This is a genomic window from Microcoleus sp. MON1_C5, assembly GCF_036701875.1.
Taxonomy (GTDB): Bacteria; Cyanobacteriota; Cyanobacteriia; order Cyanobacteriales; family Microcoleaceae; genus Microcoleus.
Genome location: NZ_JAUBRN010000031.1, coordinates 15,259 through 31,307, shown reverse-complemented (window position 1 = coordinate 31,307; position 16,049 = coordinate 15,259). Strand labels below are relative to the sequence as shown.

Genomic DNA, 16,049 nt, shown 5'->3' with positions numbered 1-16,049 from the left:
CTCCTTTCGGGGCCGAAGAATTAGTATTATTGAACCGCGAAGACGCGAAGGACACGAAGGAAGAAGGAAGAAGGAAGAAGGAAGACAGTTGACTGTTGGCTGTTGGCTGTTGTTCATGGCAAGCCCGATGCCCGATGCCCGTATAGGTTTTATCAGCAATTAATCGGACTTGATATCATAACGGTTTTTCATAAAATTTATCGCCATTCGCCCTGAAGGGTAAAAGCCGCCCAATAATAAGGAGAACGCCACTCTTCGTGCTTCCACATTTCCAGTTGTGCCGCCCTCAATGCTGCTGCTGGCGTTAACCCTTTTTGCAGCATTCCCTGATAGAAACTAGACATTAACTTAGCCGTTCCTTCATCGTCCACACTCCACAAACTCACCACCACTCGCTGAGCCCCTGCATACATAAATCCCCGTGTTAATCCTACCATGCCCTCGCCTTGAATGTTCTGCCCCATTCCGGTTTGACAGGCACTTAACACGACTAAATCTGCTGCTAATTTGAGATTGAAAATATCAGTAAGTCGCAGGAATCCGTTTAAGGGATTGCCCTTTTCATCTACCAGTGACAAGATGAGTCCCGATAGTTCCGGGTTAGTGCTATTCGCTAAACCGTGAGTGGCAAAATGAATGATTTTATATTGGCTTAAGTTCTGACTGGTTGCGACGGCGCGGCTGGCTTCAAAATCCAAAGATTCGGTGCGAAAATTGGAAGGAATTAACGCTTGAATGATTTGAGCTTCTTGGCGAGTGAAGTTTAAACGGCTCAACTGTAAGTTATTGTCGCGACCAGAGCGGCTTAAACCCAGATTTACTGATTCTATTGCTTGCAGATTGGTGGCGGTTGACTGGTTTTTGACTCGTTCATCTTCCGGGCTAAAAACTGGATCGGCGAGAATCGCTAAAGTCCGAGTAGGAGGTTGTCTGTCATTGTAGTTTTGTCTTAAGATTCCCAAGGTGGAAGCGGAAGGCAGCAGCACGATTTCATGGTCTACTATTAAAGGCGGATTGCCATTTTCACCAGATTTTCCCGGGAGGGAAAGGGCAGCAAAGGGGAGGTAATTGAGAATGCCATCGCCAACAATCAGCAGGCGCTTTTGACCGAGTTGGGCAGCAACTGGCTGTAAGATAATTTGACTGATAGCATCGTTGGCTTGGGCGATTTGATTGGGGCTGTTTCGGGAACTTGGAGCTGTGACAGCATCGCGGAATTTTCTGGCAGTTGTCTCGATGTAGGCAGCTTTTGGTAATTCATAAGTGGTGATGCTGGTTTTGGTGACAGCCCAGAGATAGCTGCGCTCTTTCCCTAGAGAATACTGGAGTAAAATTGTATTCTCATCGATGATTTGTTGTTGAATTTGTGCAAGCGTTAGAGGTTGCGGTTGGGTGAGGGCTGCGTACCGGGGGCTAGTAGCGCGGATTTGTGTTTGAATGTCCTGATATTGTGCGATTAAAGTTTGCCGTTGTTGTTTTAATTCTGCTTCTTGGGTGGGAGTGTAGTTGGGGCGATTGAGAACTTCGACGCGCCGTTTTTCAAGGGCATCGAGTTGCTGTTGCACACTGCGTTCTCGCTGCAATAATTCAGGGGCGACACTTTGGCGAATATCGGCATTTGCTTCTTGCAGAAGTTCGAGGAGACTGCGGGCGCGGGAACGTTCGCTGGCTTCAAAGGCTTTGGTATCATAACCAGATTTGGGTTGCGTTTTGTGCAGTTGCATTAACAGGTCAATGTAGAACTGGTAATAGTTTTGTACGGTGGCAAAGTATGAGGTGCGGAGTTCTGGGCTGGCAATTTTGGTGCGGAGGCTTTCAATAATTTTGAGGGAGGCTTCAATCTCAGTTAGAGCTTCGTTAAGATTACCAGAGTCACGTTTGATAGTAGCAATACTATAGAGGGTAAGAGCTTCTAAGGAGCGATCGAGGGTGGCTTGACTCAGAGGAAGGGATTGATTGAAATACTCTAATGCTTTCTCTTTGTTTCCTAATTCTGCGTAGCTCCTGCCGATACCTATAAGGCTGTAGGCTTCTCTTTGGCGATCGCTTGCTTCCCGGCTCAAAGAAAGAGACTGATTGTAATAGTTTAGGGCTTTTTGTTGGTCTTCTAATTCTGCGTATATGTTACCAATGCCAGTGAGGGTGCGAGCTTCTCCAGAGCGATCGCCTACTATTCGCTTGAGGATAAGGGATTGGTTAAAATATTCTAAGGCTTTCTCTTTGTCTCCTAATTCTGAGTAGGCAATGCCAATGCTGGTGAGAGTGGTTGCTGCTGAGGAGCGATCGCCTAGAGTCTGGAAAATTGCAAGGGACTGGCTGTAATACTCTAAAGCTTTCTGTTGGTCTCCCAATTCTGAGTAGACATGGCCAATGCTGATTAGAGTAACAGCTTGCCCAGAGCGATCGCCCACAGCTTGGCTGAGGGGAAGAGACTGGCCGTAATGCTCTAGGGCTTTCTGTTTTTCTCCCAAATCTGAATAGACAATACCTATGTAGTTAAGGGTACGAGCTTCTTGTTCGCGTTCACCTATAGCCCGGAACAATTTAAGGGACTGGTTGTAAGAGTCTAAGGCTGTTTGTTTCTCTCCCAATTCTGAGTAGACTCTACCAGCACAAATCAGGGCGAAGGCTTCAACAGAGCGATCGCCTATTTCTCGACTGAGGGGAAGAGATTGGTTGTAATAATCTAGGGCTTTCTGTTTCTCTCCCAAACCTGAATAGACATTGCCAACGACGATCGAGGTGAAAGCTTGCCAACGGCGATCGCCTATTTCCTGGCTCAAAGAAAAGGACTGATTGTAATACTCTAGCGCTTTCTGCTGTTCTCCAAATTCTGCGTAGATCATGCCAATACCTAGAAGGTTGTAGGCTTCTTTTTGGCGATCGCCTATTACCCGGCTCAAAGAAAGGGACTGATTGTAATAGTCTAGGGCTTTCTGTTTTTCTCCTAAAACTGAGTAGACTCTGCCGATGTTGGTGAGGGTGACAGCTTCCCCTGAACGATCGCCTATTGCCCGACTCACGCTAAGGGACTGGCTGTAATACTCTAGCGCTTTCTGTTTTTCTCCCAAATCTGAGTATACTTTGCCGATGCTGTGGAGGGTGGTAGCCTCCCCAGCGCGATCGCCCGCTTGCCGATACAGCTTTAATAGTTCTTCAAACTTGGCGATCGCTTTTCTTAAAGATTCCGCCGTCCCCTGCTGGTAAAGTTGATCCCCTTCTGTCAAGGCTCTTTGAGCATCCGCCGCCGGGTTTCCCCCTCCCTGCTGCGATACCCCTTGGCTAATTTTTATAACACTGGGTGCAGCTACCGCCGGGACTCCTAGCAGGATACTCGCACCTACAGCGATCCCCCAAACCCACAGCCTGAGATTCATAAACACCTGCTCAAACAAGACCTGGTTAACCGCTATCATAGTCGATCGCAGCTTGTCAGGTGCGCTTTCCCAGACTGCGTGCCGGTTACATCGGGGGCATATTGTGCCATCGCACCCGCCGCGGCACGTAGTGCCGCATCCTCCAAGCGCGATCGCCCGCATCGGATTTGCCTCCGGGAAAGTTAAAAGTCATAATTGTAATTTTTACGCTATTCTCAACTCAGTATTTTTAAATTAGCGATCGCCCTCAAATCTAGCATTTACTATTTACTGCTGTTTTATGAAAATCAACAAAAAACAATTCAACAGATCTACTTTAGTTTTTTGCTTAGGAATGTTCGCTGTGTTCCTCCTATCCTTAACCCTACGCTTTTGGGAACTGGAGCGATTTAACACCTTAGTATTTGACGAGGTTTACTACGCTAAATTTGCCAACAATTATCTCACCAAAACTCCCTTTTTCAACGCTCACCCGCCTCTGAGCCAGTACATAATTGCGATCGGCATTTGGATAGGCACTCATCTTCCCTTCGGCAAAACTGCCGTCAACAGTATGGCAGGTTCCATGCTTTCCCCTTGGGATTACCGCTGGCTGAATGCTCTCACAGGTTCCTTTATTCCCCTAGTTGTGGGAGCGCTAGCTTATCAGCTAGTTCGGCGCCACAGTTACGCTTTTCTTGCTGCTTTTTTTGCCGCCTGCGACGGTCTGTTTTTAGTTGAGTCTCGCTACGCGCTGAACAACATTTATCTGGTTTTATTTGGAATTTTAGGTCAGTTATTTATTTTAAAAGCCGTAGAAGCAGAAGGCAAAAAGCGCTGGCTTTGGCTGGTACTCGCCGGAATAGGTTTCGGCGCATCTGCGGCTATTAAATGGAACGGATTATGGTTTCTTTTCGGTACTTATCTAATTTTAATCTGTGCTTGGGCAGTTCGTTTTATCCAGGGTAACAGAGGAAATGAAGAACAAAGCCGCGAGGTAGATTCACCTCTAATTCCTGCCGAAAGTCCAGTACAAAAACTGACTAAACTCAATTTTATAGAACTCTGCTTGAGTCTAGCTATTATTCCTATTCTAGTTTACAGCATCTCTTGGATTCCTCACCTGTACTTCAATCCAAGTCCCAATTTCTGGCAGATGCAAACGGAGATTTTGACTTATCACCAGCGGATTAAAAGCGGCCCTGATGTACATCCTTATTGTTCCACGTGGTACAGTTGGCCTTTGATGCTGCGCCCCATAGTTTACTTCTACAAAACTGCTAGCAGCAATGCCCAACCAGATCCGGTTTTGCCACCTTTACCTGAAGGTGCAACTCAGGCAATTTTTGACGTTCACGCAATGGGAAACCCATTGCTTTGGTGGCTGTCAACCTTAGCTTTACTGCTAGTAATAGGAGTTTTAGTTCACCGGATTTTGGTGTGGCTGCAAACGCGCAGCGAGGCTTCTGTTGACACGATAGAACAGCAGCGGCCGATTTTGTTTCCGCCGACTGCTGAAATGTGGCTGGGGTTATATTTAATAGTTAATTGGGCCGCTAATTTGCTGCCTTGGGTGAAGGTGACTCGCTGCATATTTTTGTACCATTATATGGGCTGTTCTGTGTTTGCAGCCTTAGCACTTGCTTGGTGGGTTGACAGGTGGCTGCACAGCCCTCAAACTCGACTCCGAGGGATGGGGGTAACAATTATTTTTCTGATTTTGGGTGCTTTTATTTTCTGGATGCCTATGTATTTGGGACTGCCTTTGTCGCAACTGGAATGGAAAATTCGGATGTGGCTGCCGTCTTGGGTTTAAGCTAGAAATAATTCTTCTCTTAACGGGCAAGATGCCCGTTCCACAAGAAAATTAAGTTGTGTGGAACAGGCATCTTGCCTGTTCCTAACCAAGGTGCAAGATGTAAGTTATAACATTTATGACAAAGGTGAGTTTGGAAAAGCGAGAATTATTTTTGATAGAGTGCTCGATAAACTGGTTCGCCCCGTTTCAGAGTAGCAATTTCTCTTTCAGTAGGAACAGGCAGGGGATTTTCGGCTAACCATTCGCCACCATTTTGACGTTTAAAACTAGGGTGAGATGAAAAGCGATCGCACATTTCCCTTTCTACTTCTTCAATATCTGACTGAATAAAGACTTCGCCGCCAATTGCCAGATAAGTTGCCAATTCGTTGACTAATTCCTGCTGCACCACCCGCCGTTTGTGGTGCTTTTTCTTGAACCAGGGATCGGGAAACTGAATGCTAACCCGCTGCAAAATACCGGCGGGTAAAGTTTCTAAAATTGGTTTGAGAGAACTATTCGCATTGCAAAACAAATAGTGCAAATTTGTCAAGCCTTTTTCGTCCCGCCAAAGATTCGCCTCTTCTACCAGAGGTTCCCGAATTTCTAATCCTAGAAAATTCCAGTCAGGTTGGATTTGCGCCATGTGCCACAAAAACCGTCCTCTGCCGCAGCCGATATCTAAATGCAGCGGTAAATTTAAGTCGGCATAAATTTTAGTCCAATCCGGGGGACTTGCAGATGCTTGATATCTAATTGATAGGGGATTGACGTGTTCCCGCACTCTTACTCTTGCCAATTTTGCTGTCTCCTGAATGTATTTTTTAACCGCTGATGAGGGCAGATGAACGTAGATTTACGCAGATAAATATTGATTTTTGCGATGTTGTCTAATACTTTTTAGTTAATGAGCAATTAAAAAATTTCCCTCTGCAATTTTTAGTAGCTCATTATTGCATTAGGCTTCTGGTTCAATGCCTGCTGCTCTTAATTGCGCGGCTAATCTTTCCGAGCGTTCTCGTTCTTGTTCGGCTTGCTGTTGAGCGAGATCCCTTTGCTGCCGTTCCCTTTCTACCATTTCTGCTCCCCACAATAACATCTCTCCGCTCTCATCCCACCACCGCAACCAATATCCGGTTCTTTCGGCTTTTGTTCCCTGCCAAACACCCAGAAATAATCCAATTCCTTCAATCCAATAACGATTGTTTGAATCCGGCTGCTGTACTTGATATCTTTCTGACGAATTCAACTGATTGACTTCGAGAACTCCGGCGGCCGGTTCAAAAAGTGCATAGATTGGCACTCGCAATACTTGCTCGTAAAAAAAACATTTGCCGGGGGGATAAGTTGGTTTTATTGAATATTCATCGTTGGGAGTAGCTGACAAAAATTCCATGACAATCGCCGGGACTTCCCCTTCTAAGTTGGGAGTGTAACTGCGACGAATTTCTTGACTAGAAAGCGGCTGTACGTTGCGGGCATAAAACCAATCTGGAGCTTTGATAACTAGCTTGCTGTCTACTGTTGCACAAATTCCCATGTTTGGGGCAACTAATATTCCTGTTACAATTAGCCCTGCGATTTCTAAGATTTCCCGCAAGGCGGCAGCGAGTAAGGGCTGGTCTATATTTTGCAGAGGTTGCTCGTCTAAAATGAAGTCATCTGGCAATTTTTCCCAGGTAATTTTTAAGTCTACTGTACTGACTGCCACGGTATTTTACCTCTTATTGAGACTGCTATTACTAAGACTGCTGGAGCGCGGCTCGCAATACTTCGCGGTGAAAGAGCGATCGCTCTACTATAAATTTTATCCTGTCTGGAGATAAGGCGTCGCCGTTAGCATAGTGTTCCATCCAGGTTTTGCTAATTAAATAAGGATCGTCTGGCAATTCTGATAATAAATATCCCGGCATTTCTAACTCGTCCATCAATTGACTAACTTTCGGATCGTAGCTGAGGGCAAAACAGCGGCATTCTTCGGATGCTGCCATAATTAAACTGTGGTAGCGCATCCCGATCGCCATTTCGACTCCCCGGAACACTCCTTTCAATTTTCTGGGGTCTTCTAAACTGAGAATGCGGCTCGTTTTGGGCAGGGCTTCGTGCAAATGTTTCGCAATTTCTAAGTCGTGAGACTCTTGAAAAGGCAGCAGCAAAATTAAGGTGCGAGTTGCTTTTTGAAAGTCAACTAAAGCTTGAGTTAAGATTGACAAACGAGCGGGAGTTAGTGTAGGATGAGAACGCAAACAAACAGCAACTCTGGGCGCCGGTAAATCCCACAAACCCGACACGGGAGAATTCTCCAAAGCCCACACGGGATCGGGCGCTAAAGTAAAGGGAATTTGCCAATCTGCAAGTAAAGTAGCTGAGCCTTTATCGCGCACGCTGACGGCGGTGCATCCAGCAAAACAGCGCTGAGATAACTTGCGAGTCATTTCGCGCTTCAAAGGCCCAATTCCCTGGGCCCAGGCAACCGTTTTTAAGCCCATCCGCTGCGCTAATCCCATCAAACCCCCATAATAGAAAGGGCTCGCAATGCTAGTAGCGTCTTGGATTAAACTACCGCCGCCCCAGATTAGGGCGTCGGAGGTGCGGAGTGCTTCGAGAACTTGGAACGCATTCATGCGATCGCGCGCAGCTACCCCGTAACGCTGATTTGTCTCGACAGGATTGCCAGACAGGACGATCGGCGTCACCCCATCTGGTAACATTTGCAGTAGCGATGCCAACAGCGCCTCGTCGCCGCCGTTGCCTTTACCGTAATAGCCGCACAAAATTGCTCGCATTTCTACTCTTTTCTTGGTTTGTGATGGGGAATCTAACTATTTTAGATTTTAGATTTTAGATTTTTTTGATATTTGAGATTTGATCCTACTACCAAAAAAATGCTACTCTCAGCAAGCTTCAAGGCTTTACGTCATCAGTCAGCTCAAATCGCAAATCTAATAAAATCTCAAATCGCTAATCTAAAATTGTATGACGCATCATACTTTATATGACAGTTTCGTAAGTCCCGATAGATAAATCTTTTATCTTCGTTATCGATAAATTTTTCATCTTCGTTCACAATACAAAAAATGCACGCTTTGTCAATTCCCACCTGGATTATTCACATCTCTAGCGTCATCGAGTGGATTGCCGCCATCTGGTTAATTTGGACTTACGGCGAAGTCACTCAAAACCGAGCTTGGTGGGCCCTTTCCGCCGCAATGCTGCCCGCTCTCGTCAGCGCGATGTGTGCCTGTACATGGCACTATTTTGACAACTCCCCAGCCCTACAATGGATTGTTACCCTGCAAGCGGGGATGACTCTCATCGGCAATTTTACTCTGTGGGCGGCGGCTTGGTGGATTTGGCGATCGTTTCAGCCAGCCGAGAAAATTAAAGATTAAAAAAGGGAGAAACTTAGTGAAAAGTAGCACTATTTGGGTAAAATTTGCGGCGAGTTTGCTTTTGTTGACAGCCGGATTTTTGCTTCCCAGCAAAGCCAGCAACATTCCCGTACAAGTCGCCCAACAGCCTAACTGCAAAAGTCCTCAAACCACGCTAGAGATGAATGTCTGTTCCAGTCAAGAGTTTCAGGCCGCAGACAGAAAGCTCAATCAAGTATATCAGCAACTGCAAGCAAAAATCAGCAGTAGACAAAAGCAGAGATTGACTGCGGCACAGGGTACTTGGATCGCATTTCGAGATCAAAATTGTGATTATGCAAAAGGGCAGTTTGAAGGCGGTTCTTTGGCTGCTTCTACCTACGGTTATTGCAGGGCCAGAGTGACGCAAGAACGGATTAAAGATTTGGAAGGTTATTTGAAACAAGCAAATTTGTAAAAGTTCGATCGCGATCGAGAATAATTTACCCATTCCATCATCAATAGCGCGACAACCTCATCTTTTGCACTTTTAGAAGCCCCAGCGCAAACCAGCTCAAGAGTGATATAAAGCTTTGTTTTTTATTTTACGCTTTGACACGCCAATGGTGTAAAATCTAAATTCTCAAATCTTATATTTTAAATCCCTATGTCCTTCGTTGGTTTGCACATTCACAGCGATTATAGCTTACTAGATGGGGCGTCTCAGCTACAACAGCTCGCAGAACGGGCGGTGGAATTGGGGATGCCCGCGATCGCCCTTACAGACCACGGGGTGATGTACGGCGCGATCGAGCTAATCAAAGTTTGCCGAAATAAAAATATTAAGCCGATTATTGGCAACGAAATGTATGTCGTCAACGGCGACATAGAAGTAAAAGTTCGAGGTAGAAGAAAATACCATCAAGTTGTTTTAGCTAAAAATACCCAAGGTTATAAAAACCTTGTCAAGCTAACCACTATTTCCCACTTAAAGGGAATGCCTGAAAGAGGTATTTTTGCCCGACCTTGCATCAACAAGGAACTGCTAAAACAATACTCCGAAGGTTTAATTGTCACCAGTGCTTGTTTGGGGGGGGAAGTTCCCCAAATGATTCTGCAAAACAAACTAGATACTGCCCGCGAAGTAGCCACATGGTATAAAGAAGTATTTGGAGAAGATTACTATTTAGAAATTCAAGACCACGGCTCCCCGGAAGATCGGATTGTTAATGTTGAAATCGTCAAAATTGCCCGCGAACTCAAAATTAAAATAATTGCAACCAATGATTCTCACTATATTTCCTGCAACGACGTAGAAGCACACGATGCTTTGCTGTGCATTAACACCAACAAACTGATTGAAGAAGACAAGCGGATGCGCTACAGCGGCACTGAGTATTTGAAGTCTGCAGACGAGATGGCGCAACTGTTTCGAGACCATTTGGACGATGAAACAATCAAAGAGGCGATCGAAAATACCCTAGAGGTCGCAAATAAAGTATCGAGATACGAGCTCACAGGAGAAGCTCGCATTCCCACAATTCCAATTCCCCCAGAACATACAGCCGATACTTATGTAGAAGAAATATCCTGGCAGGGACTGTTAGAACGCCTCAAAGCCCGCACCAGAAATGAAATCCCCCCCGTCTACAAACAAAGACTAGAATACGAACTGAAAATGCTTCAGCAGATGGGCTTTTCGGAATACTTTTTAGTAGTTTGGGACTACATAAAATATGCTAGAGACAATCATATTCCAGTAGGACCAGGACGCGGTTCGGCCGCAGGTTCTCTAGTTGCCTATGTCCTCAAAATTACCAATATAGACCCCGTACACCACGGACTACTATTCGAGCGATTTCTCAATCCCGAACGCAAATCCATGCCAGATATTGATAGCGATTTCTGCATAGAAAGGCGGGACGACATGATTAAATACGTTACGGAAAAATATGGTAGCGACCGCGTAGCGCAAATTATTACTTTCAACAGAATGACATCAAAAGCTGTCTTGAAAGATGTTGGCAGGGTGTTAGGTATTCCCTACAAAAAAGCCGACGAAATGGCAAAATTAATTCCCGTGTCCCGGGGAAAACCGGAAAAACTTAAAGTGATGATTTCCGATGACACACCTGCACAGGAATTTAAAGACAACTATGAAAATACAATTTGCATCAATGAAGAAACAGGGACAGAAGTCCCTGTTCGTCAGTGGATTGACATGGCAATTCGCATTGAAGGAACTAACAAAACCTATGGCGTTCACGCAGCAGGTGTGGTAATTTCTTCAGAGCCGTTGGATGAACTTGTACCGCTGCAAAAAAATAATGAGGGTGCTGTAATTACCCAATATTTCATGGAAGATTTGGAATTTTTGGGTCTGCTGAAAATGGACTTTTTGGGCTTGAAAAATTTAACAACGCTCCAGAAAACAGTTGATTATATTAAGCACACCCAAAATCTAATTGTAGATCCAGAAATGCTACCTTCTGATATAGAGCGCAGAGCTCAAGAGACTTTTGCCCGAATCAAAAAGTTACCAAATGATGTAGATAAAACTTATAGACTTTTAGAAAGAGGAGATTTAGAAGGTATTTTTCAGTTAGAATCCTCTGGAATGCTGGATGTAGTGAAAAAACTCAAACCTTCCTGTCTGGATGATATTTCTTCTATTTTGGCACTTTACCGACCTGGGCCGCTGGATGCAGGTTTGATTCCTCAGTTTATTGACTGCAAGCACGGTAAAACAGTTGAGTACGATCATCCGCTATTAGAACCGATTTTAAAAGAGACTTACGGAACGCTTTGCTTTCAAGAGCAAATTATGCGGATGGCTCAAGATTTGGCGGGCTATTCTTTGGGTCAAGCTGACTTGCTGCGGCGTGCAATGGGCAAGAAGAAAGCTGATGAAATGCAGAAGCAAAAAGAAACGTTTATCGACGGCGCAACTAAGAATGGAGTCAGTCAAAGAATTGCTGAGAAACTGTTCGCGCAGATGCTGCAATTCGCTGAATACTGTTTTAATAAATCCCATTCAATGGCCTATGCCTATATCACTTATCAAACTGCCTATTTAAAGGCGAATTATCCTCTAGAATACATGGCTGCACTGCTGACTGCTAACAGGGGCGATCAGGATAAAGTACAGAAATATATTGCCAATTGTCTCAAGCTGGGTATTGAGGTGGAGCCGCCCGATGTTAATAGCTCGGAACTTACTTTTACACCAATGCCCAAACAGATGACGGGCTCGGCAAAAGATAAAATTTTGTTTGGAATTTCTGCTGTTAAAAATGTGGGAGAAGCGGCAATTGAAAATATTTTGGCGGCGCGGCAGGAAGGGGGTAAGTTTAAATCATTGGCTGATTTGTGCGATCGCGTAAATCTCCATTCTGTCAACCGCCGCGCTTTAGAAGCATTAATTCAATGCGGTGCTTTTGATCAAATTGAAAACAACCGCAAGCAATTAGTAAACGACCTCGAAGGAGTGATGAAATGGGCGCAAGAGCGCAAAAGAGATAGAGAAAGCGGGCAAGGTAATCTCTTTGACTTGTTAGGTACGAATAGCTTCGGGAAGTCGGTCAATACCTATGAGTCTGCGCCCAAATCTAAATTGGTACAAGATTATGACAAACAGGAAAAATTGCGTTTAGAAAAAGAATTGCTTGGCTTTTATGTATCAGAACATCCCCTGAAGTTTCTCATGCAACTAAACCCAGATCCCGATGTGGTGACTCTCGAACAGCTAGCAGATAAAAAGGGTAAAGTATCAGTTATTGTCATGCTCAACGCTATCAAAATGGTAGTGACAAAAAAAGGCGATGCCATGGCAATTTTGCAATTAGAAGATTTGACACATCAAATAAAAGCTGTTGTGTTCCCCAAGGCTTACGAACAAGTGAAGCCTTACATTGTAGAGAATGCTATCTTACAGATTAGTGGAAAAATTGAGAAAGATGGGGAGGAAATTCAGATAATTGTAGACACTGCAAAGCCGGTGGAAACAGTACAGGTTACAGAGGAAATCGAGAGGGTTCAACCGGAAACACAAAACTCTTGGGCGACGGAACCGGAAACACAAAACTCTTGGGCGGCGCAACCGGAAACACAAAATTCTTGGGCGGCGCAACCGGTCAACATTGTACGATCGACAAAACCTGTCGAAGTTTTAGAAATGGTGATTGTCAAGCTGACACCGCAGCAAGTACAAGACGGCAAAAAACTCAATTCCCTCAAAGCTATTTTGCAAGAACTTTCCAATCGGGGAGAAGGTGCTAGCGTTTCTGTCGGAGGAATCGTTGTCGGTGAATATTCCTGTCAACCCGTTCGCATTAACCCTCAATTGTGGGTGCAAGATGGCGAGGGAACTGTTAGCCGTCTTAAGTCGGCTGGATTTGATGCTTGGGTTTTTCCTCTAGACAATCGCGGGGATGCTGCGGTGTTTCGAGAAATGCGATCGCAACTTAATGTACATTCTTGGGCCAGTCGTTTACTTGACACTGACACCGATCGCCTTCACAAGTATGTCAGTTATCTCGCCCAACTAAACAGACGCGCGCCAAATTAACACTTCGCCGCCATCCCCACCGGTGACTAAAGTTTGACCGTCAGGACTAAAAGCCACCGGATTGCACCCAGCAAGAGAGCACAAACATTCTCCTGTTTCCAGGTTCCAGAGTTTAACCGTACCGTCTCGACTGCCGCTAGCCATAATTTCGCGCTCTGGACTAATCGCCACCGAAATCACCGCATCCGAATGCCCGCTCAAAGTATTAATCAATTCCCCTGTATCGGCATTCCACAATTTAACAGTAGCGTCGGCACTTCCACTGACAATCGTCTTGCCATCTTGACTAAATGCGATCGCATAAACCCAATCTGAATGACCGACAAAAGTCCGTACACTCTCCCCAATACCTACAAGCCACATCTTGATAGTTTTGTCAGCACTACCGCTGGCAAGCATCATACTTTGAGGGCGAAAACTAACAGATAAAACCTTATCAGAATGTCCCGAAAGTTTTTGAACCAATTCTCCGTTGCGCTGGTTCCACAATTTAATACTCTGGTCGCCGCTGCCACTCGCAATCGCCCCAGAGTCGCAACTAAAAGCCACCGAGTACACGGAGCCGTAGCGGTGACTGTACGGCGAACCAAAATCGCTATAAAATTCGCGAATCATCGCCTTTTTATCCAGCTTCCACTCAATAACTTTTCTGTCAAAACTGCCGCTAACCAGCATTCTCCCGTCTGGGCTAATTGCCACAGCATCAACCGTTGCGGAATGGCCGAAAAAAGTATGGATGAATTCACCTGTTTGCAGGTTCCAGAGCTTAATTGTTTTATCGTCGCTGGCGCTCGCGAGAATATTGCCTTGAGGATTAATAACCACAGCATTAACCGGGGCTGAATGGCCCTGGAGAATGCGCTCGCACCGCCAGTTATTAGACGACAATAATCTCGGATTGCCAGCGGATGGCACAACATGAATCTTCTGGGGCGGCGCGGTCGAGACGGCGGTTGCTGTATGTGGCTGCGAGTTAGTTACTGGCGAATTAATAGCGATTTTGGTGGGCGAATTATAACTGATTTGAGAGCGGGGGTATTGCCCAAAATTTACCAAGTCTTGCAACACTTCAGCAGCGGATTGATATCGCTCTCGTACCGAATCTTTGAGCAATTTATTCAAAATAGTTGCTAATTTTTGGCTGACTTTTATGCCTTTTTGCGCCAAGTGCGATCGCCAAATCCATTTGCATTCCAAAGCATCGAACAAATCCTTCAATACCGCCCCAGTTAGCAGGTGAATGCAGGTAACGCCCAAACTGTAAAGGTCGCTCGCCGGATAGGCCTTGCCGCTGCGAATTTGTTCGATCGGCGCATAGCCTGCAGTTCCAGTTATCGTCCCTGTTTGCGCCTCAGAAAGGCCGGTAATGTGCTTAGCAACTCCAAAATCTACTAGCACAAACTGACCCCCCCTGGCCTTCCCCTGTACAGCAGGAGATTCAGCGACAATTAGCCCTTTCATACCAGCAGAAGATTGAGGTAAATTTGCCCCTCCTTTTCCTTTACCAGGAGTTGAGGTGCTATATCCCGCCGCAGCCCACAAGGTTTGGGGAGTTCTCCGCACAATATTTTCCGGCTTAATATCTCGATGAATCACCTGCTGCTCGTGCACAAATTGCAAAACAGGCAACAAATTGATTAACAATTCCCAAATCTGTTCCTCGCTAAAAGCTCCCCGCTGCTGCAACTCCTGAAACAAATTATTTCCCTCGATTAACTCTTCCACAAGATACAGACGTTTGCCTTGTTCAAAAGAAGCCAGCAAACTTGGAATCTGCGGGTGCTCTCCGAGTTCGTGCAACCGATGAGCTTCTTGTTTGAACAGTGCAGTTGCCTTTTCTAATTCAGCTTTTTCTTGAACTTGGGGGAAAAATTGTTTGATGGCGCAGGGAGTTTTCAACCTATCTTCATCGACAGCTAAAAAAGTTCTGCCAAATGTTCCTTCACCGATAGGTTGAATGGCGCGGTAACGCTCTTTCAGTAGCAATTTAGAGCCGCACGCCAGACAAAAATTGGTTGAGTCAGCATTCTGCGGCTTTTGGCAATGGGGATTGAGGCAATAGCTCATCTTTTTTCCGGCCTGGAGATTCCCACCACAGCTAAACTTAGCAACATGGTAGTCTGTTTCCACTCACGCCCAGAGCACCATTCTCGATAATACCTGAGAAACTTGCTTTCTTAACCCAAAATCTCGGCTCTCAGGTTGAGCCCGTGGCAAGAAACCAAGGTGAGGACACTAGAAGTGCTTGATGTGAGTTTCCATATATTCTAATGCTTTCCTAAAATTTTGCCGTTTGGCGGCTCACAAACTGGTATGTCAACAGTTAACTGTTAACTACGGCTATTCTGGAGCATTTATGCGGAGAGTAAATACAAAACTGAGATGAGCTCGGCTATTCTCCCCCATCTAAAAGACACTCTGGCTCCTCGCCGCCCTTCTGTGACGATGCTTTGGCTTTAATCACCGCTTCTCTAAAGCCTAAAACTAATAAAATATTGGCAATTGTTAAGAATAGTTCTGCAGAACCGTGCAGCCAATCGACATTTGCTAGCGACTCGTTGTAGGCAACTTTTGCGTAAATTGCGGCGGGAATAGTCACAGCCACAAAAACGAGAGTGCCGTAAAATCCCATCAGAGCTAAACGGGGTGTTTTTCCCGAGCGAGTCAGAAACCAGAGAAATCCCAAGTAGGGAAATAGAGACAGAACAAATAAAGTTTCTTTGGAAATCATTAGTAATTGGCGAGCGACCAGATACTATGATAAATTAAAAGCTCAAAAATTAGTGTGAATAATTTTTAACTTTTGATATTTAGTTTTTAATATTTAATTAGACAGATGCACCCGTTTCTATCGAACCGCTATAGAGTCACCCAAGACCATAGCTCTTAAACCAAGCCGCAGCAGGTCGGCAGTATTCAAAACCCCTCACCCACGCGGAGACAAAACCCGTAACTTTTCCCCTAACACCGTTTTTAGC

At 45.3% G+C, this 16,049-nt stretch carries 10 protein-coding genes; 4 read left to right on the top strand and 6 right to left on the bottom strand.

What is annotated here, in order from left to right:
* Positions 1-197: 197 nt before the first annotated feature.
* Positions 198-3,377, bottom strand: coding sequence for a tetratricopeptide repeat protein (locus QUA71_RS16405; protein WP_333286514.1), 3,180 nt, complete (start codon positions 3,375-3,377; stop codon positions 198-200).
* A gap of 280 nt (positions 3,378-3,657) precedes the next feature.
* On the opposite strand from QUA71_RS16405, the gene QUA71_RS16400 reads away from it, so the two are divergent.
* Positions 3,658-5,172 carry a phospholipid carrier-dependent glycosyltransferase gene (locus QUA71_RS16400; protein WP_333286512.1) on the top strand — a complete coding sequence of 505 codons (1,515 nt, stop codon included), beginning with the start codon at positions 3,658-3,660 and terminating at the stop codon, positions 5,170-5,172.
* Between the two features lie 148 nt (positions 5,173-5,320).
* Here QUA71_RS16400 and trmB read toward each other — a convergent pair whose 3' ends face one another.
* The 3 genes from trmB to csaB form a co-directional block, all read right to left on the bottom strand.
* Positions 5,321-5,953, bottom strand: a complete 633-nt coding sequence (gene trmB / locus QUA71_RS16395) for a tRNA (guanosine(46)-N7)-methyltransferase TrmB (RefSeq protein ID WP_333286510.1) — start codon at positions 5,951-5,953, stop codon at positions 5,321-5,323.
* 159 nt (positions 5,954-6,112) lie between these two features.
* A complete protein-coding gene (locus QUA71_RS16390) occupies positions 6,113-6,865 on the bottom strand; it encodes a Uma2 family endonuclease (RefSeq protein WP_333286508.1) in 753 nt (250 codons plus the stop codon).
* 31 nt (positions 6,866-6,896) lie between these two features.
* Entirely contained in the window at positions 6,897-7,940 is a 1,044-nt protein-coding gene (gene csaB / locus QUA71_RS16385) for a polysaccharide pyruvyl transferase CsaB (protein ID WP_333286506.1), read from the bottom strand.
* A gap of 291 nt (positions 7,941-8,231) precedes the next feature.
* Here csaB and QUA71_RS16380 point away from each other — a divergent pair, with 291 nt between their 5' ends.
* From QUA71_RS16380 to QUA71_RS16370, 3 genes are all read left to right on the top strand, one after another.
* Positions 8,232-8,546 (top strand): DUF2499 domain-containing protein, encoded by a 315-nt coding sequence (locus QUA71_RS16380; RefSeq protein WP_333286504.1) that lies wholly within the window; start codon positions 8,232-8,234, stop codon positions 8,544-8,546.
* Positions 8,547-8,562: 16 nt separating this feature from the next.
* Positions 8,563-8,982, top strand: coding sequence for a lysozyme inhibitor LprI family protein (locus QUA71_RS16375; RefSeq protein WP_333286502.1), 420 nt, complete (start codon positions 8,563-8,565; stop codon positions 8,980-8,982).
* A gap of 189 nt (positions 8,983-9,171) precedes the next feature.
* Complete coding sequence (locus QUA71_RS16370) at positions 9,172-13,071, top strand: DNA polymerase III subunit alpha (protein WP_333286500.1); 3,900 nt, start codon at positions 9,172-9,174, stop codon at positions 13,069-13,071.
* On the opposite strand, the gene QUA71_RS16365 is transcribed toward QUA71_RS16370, so the two are convergent.
* Together QUA71_RS16365 and QUA71_RS16360 are read right to left on the bottom strand one after the other, a co-directional pair.
* Positions 13,048-15,138, bottom strand: coding sequence for a protein kinase domain-containing protein (locus QUA71_RS16365; RefSeq protein ID WP_333286498.1), 2,091 nt, complete (start codon positions 15,136-15,138; stop codon positions 13,048-13,050). The two genes, QUA71_RS16370 and QUA71_RS16365, sit on opposite strands and share 24 nt — an antisense overlap.
* Positions 15,139-15,463: 325 nt before the next feature.
* Positions 15,464-15,802: a DUF3593 domain-containing protein gene (locus QUA71_RS16360; RefSeq protein WP_190656609.1), complete on the bottom strand. Its 339-nt coding sequence runs from the start codon at positions 15,800-15,802 to the stop codon at positions 15,464-15,466.
* Positions 15,803-16,049 lie beyond the last annotated feature (247 nt).